Origin of the sequence: Candidatus Pelagibacter communis, from assembly GCF_001180225.1 — a bacterium.
In the GTDB taxonomy this organism is placed as follows: Bacteria; Pseudomonadota; Alphaproteobacteria; order Pelagibacterales; family Pelagibacteraceae; genus Pelagibacter; species Pelagibacter ubique_D.
Map to the genome: position 1 here is coordinate 1 of NZ_CVST01000035.1, position 3,544 is coordinate 3,544.

At 29.2% G+C, this 3,544-nt stretch carries 4 protein-coding genes and 1 pseudogene; all 5 read right to left on the reverse strand.

Annotation, left to right across the window (positions count from 1 at the left end; translation table 11 throughout):
• Nucleotides 1–211: pseudogene (locus AMN99_RS02695) on the reverse strand (penicillin-binding protein 2); the annotation flags it as partial.
• On the reverse strand, nucleotides 208–516 hold the full coding sequence (locus tag AMN99_RS02700) for a cell division protein FtsL (protein ID WP_075506304.1): 309 nt from the start codon (nucleotides 514–516) through the stop codon (nucleotides 208–210). The pseudogene AMN99_RS02695 and the gene AMN99_RS02700, both read right to left, overlap by 4 nt.
• On the reverse strand, nucleotides 513–1,523 hold the full coding sequence (gene rsmH, locus AMN99_RS02705) for a 16S rRNA (cytosine(1402)-N(4))-methyltransferase RsmH (RefSeq protein ID WP_075506305.1): 1,011 nt from the start codon (nucleotides 1,521–1,523) through the stop codon (nucleotides 513–515). The genes AMN99_RS02700 and rsmH overlap by 4 nt, the downstream gene beginning before the upstream one ends.
• Nucleotides 1,524–1,541: 18 nt before the next feature.
• Complete coding sequence (gene ftsZ, locus AMN99_RS02710) at nucleotides 1,542–3,017, reverse strand: cell division protein FtsZ (RefSeq protein ID WP_075506306.1); 1,476 nt, start codon at nucleotides 3,015–3,017, stop codon at nucleotides 1,542–1,544.
• 1 nt (nucleotide 3,018) lies between these two features.
• Nucleotides 3,019–3,486, reverse strand: coding sequence for a division/cell wall cluster transcriptional repressor MraZ (mraZ, locus tag AMN99_RS02715; RefSeq protein WP_075506307.1), 468 nt, complete (start codon nucleotides 3,484–3,486; stop codon nucleotides 3,019–3,021).
• Between the last annotated feature and the right edge of the window lie 58 nt (nucleotides 3,487–3,544).

Below are 3,544 nucleotides of genomic sequence, written 5' to 3' on the forward strand. Positions count from 1 at the left end.
TGAAAGTAAGTGCGTTGTTTGTGTTTTCAATTTTTGTCTCTCGAGACCCTAAATGAATTAAATGTATTGTATATATTGAATAAATAACAAAAAAGACAAAAAAAATAAAAGCAACTCGATTAAATTGAATATTTAATCCAGTATTACTTTTTTTGTAATCAAAATCATTTTTGTGATCTTCAATTGTTAATCTTTCATTAAAATTACTCATTTTTCCTTGGTTATTTTATAATCCTCTAATTTATTTACATTTTCTGAAATATTATAAATTTTAATATCTTCTATTTTTTTTTGAACTAATTGATCTTCAAAATATAAAGATTGATATTCTAATAATTTTTCGGCAGAACTTAGATAATCATATTCCAACTGAATATTTTCTAAATCTGATTTTAAAAGTCTTACACTTTCTTTATGAGCAAATATTTTATCTTCAATTTTTTTTGTAGTATTTTTGATAATTGCTGTAGTTAAAACTAAAATTATAATTGTTAATGCTAGTGATAATTTTTTCAAAGTTTATCTCCAAACTTTTCAATTTCTAAAAAATTTTTAAATTTTTCCTCTATATCTGTTTCAAAGTTAAAAAAATCACTTTTCTTAATTGCATATCTTAGTTTTGCAGATCTCGAAGGAGGATTTTCTTTTATCTCAAGATCAGATGGAACAATTGGTTTTTTTTGACTTAAGTTAAAAAGAGTTTCTTTTTGTTCAGTTTGAGGTGTGTATCTTGAAATACTTTTATTTTGCGAAAGGCTTTTAAAAAAATATTTAACAATTTTATCTTCTAAAGAATGAAACGTAACAACGGCTAAAACACCTCCTTTTTTTAGTACTTTTGTAGCATTTATCAGTCCAAAAATTAATTCACTAATTTCTTTATTTACAAAAATTCTAAGAGCTTGAAAAACTTTAGTTGAATTATGAACTTTAAAATTTTTTCTTATTTTTGATTTATCAACAATTTTAATTAAACCCTGTGTATCAATTTTCTTATTTAATCTTTCTTTTACAATATTTTTAGAAATATATTTTGCATCTTTTTCATCTCCTAAGTATTTAAAAATTTTTTCCAATTCTTTTGCATCAAGTTTGTTTACAGCATCGGCAGCTGAATAGTTGTTCAAACCCAATTGCATATTTAAATCTGTCATTGAGTTGAAAGATAATCCTTTTTTTGGATCTTTCATTTGTGTTAATGAATATCCAAGATCAAAAAGAACACCTTTAATATTTTCGTTTTTGATTTTTAAATTAGTTAATTGACTGAATTTTAAATTTTTAAAAATAAATCTATCTTCAAAATCATCTAAAATTGAATTTGCAATTTTTTGACTTTCAATATCCCTATCAAGTCCTATTACCTTTGTATTTTCAAACTCTAATATTTTTTTTGAATATCCACCTTGACCAAATGTACAGTCTATAAATGTGCCACCATGTTGAGGGGTGATAACGCTAATAATTTCTTTTAGCAGTACAGGATAATGTTTTTGTACATCCGGTACTATGATGGCTTCCATTTATTTCTTTGAAGACCATTAATTTTTTTGTCTTCTTAGGAAAGCAGGAATTTCAAGATCGTCTTCATCTTCTTGATCCTCAGAATTCAACAAATCTGAAGGTGAAGAGTTTTCACTTTCTGAGCTAAATAAATCTGGTGAATCTGAATCTACACCAAATTCCTTTAGATCATTTGATGTTTCTTCTTGAACATTTTGACCATGATTATTTTCTTCAAATGTTTCTACTGCTTCTTGAGTAAACGATTTTTCCATTTCATTTACAGTGCTTTCATCTACAATGTTTTCTGTTACTACACTATTTTCTGTAACAAAATTTTCATTCATCATTTTATTTTCAACACTTACTTGATCTTGTTCTTGAACCATTTCATTCTCAACCTTAAGAGCGTTAGCGCCATGAGTAATTGGGCTTGATGAGCTTGAAAAATTAAATGCTGGAGACCCCATATTTGAAAAATCTGAGTAACCAGGATTACGATTTTGTATTCTATGCACCATATTTACTACTGATTTAGATTCAGGTTGTTGTCCATCTAATGAAGTTGCAACAATTGAAACTCTCATTTTTCCGTCTAAGTCAGCATCAGTTATTGCTCCTATAATTAACTCAGCCTCTGGATCAACTTCTGCTCTTACTTTGTTAACTGCTTCATCAACTTCAAAAAGTTTTAAGTCTTTACCACCGGTGATATTTACTAGTAATCCTTTAGCACCCTTTAAGGTGTAATCATCAATTAATGGATTGCTAATTGCCATCTCCGCAGCTTTGAGCGCTCTACCTTCACCCTCTGCTTCTCCTGTTCCCATCATAGCTTTGCCCATTGAAGCCATTACAGTTTCAACATCAGCAAAATCTAGATTAATTAATCCAGGTCTTACCATTAAATCTGTAATACTCTGAACTCCATGCATCAAAACATTATTTGAAAGATTAAAAGACTCTTCAAAAGTTGTTTGCTCATTTGCAATTTTAAATAAGTTTTGGTTTGGAATAACAATTATAGTATCAACATGTTTTCTTAATTCTTCCAATCCTTGTTGTGCTCTTCTCATTCTAGAGGGGCCTTCATATAAAAATGGAAGAGTCACAACGCCTACTGTTAATATATTTAATTCTTTAGCAGCTCTAGCGATGACATGAGCAGCACCAGTGCCCGTTCCACCACCCATACCTGCTGCAATAAAAACCATATTTGCACCTTGAAGTGTATTTACAATTTCATTTAAAGATTCATCAGCAGCCGCTTGTCCTATATCTAATTTTGCACCTGCACCTAAACCCTTTGTTAAATTTAAACCAATTTGAATTCTTGTTTTTGCTTTACTTAACTTTAAATCTTGAGCATCAGTATTAACTGCAATAAATTCTACACCCTGAAGTTTATTATCAATCATTTCATTTATTGCATTTCCTCCAGCTCCACCTACTCCTAAAACTAAAAGTCGTGGCTGAAGTTCTTTTATCTCTGGTGCTTTAAAGTTAATTGTCATCTTATTTCCCCTCGTTGTTGTTTAAATGTTTTTCCCATTTAAGACTTGCTCGATTTAAATTTGCTTTTTTTCTTGCTGATGTCTTAAATTTTTCAAATGCTGTTGGTTCCCATATTTGAAAGGTTTGACCTTGACCAACAAACAACATGCTATTTTTTATTTTTGCATGTTCTAGTAATTTTGATGAAAGAGAAATTCTTCCTTCACTATCAAACTGTAAATTAGTACTTTCTGCCAATATTGATGTAGCAAAATAATCTCTTTTTTCCTCAAAAGGATTTAAAGAGTCTATAGCAGATGAAATTTTTTCAATTCTGTCTTGGGAGCATGCTTCTATCGAAGAATTATTAAAAGATGGATAACAAATAACACCATTATAACCTAAATTAGACAAATGAGATCTGAAGCTAGCAGGCACGGATACTCTCCCTTTTTTGTCCAATCTGTTCTCGTAAGTTGATAAAAACATGTTTTTTTAATTTTATAAATTCCATAAATGGGAATATATGGGAATATATGGGTATTTA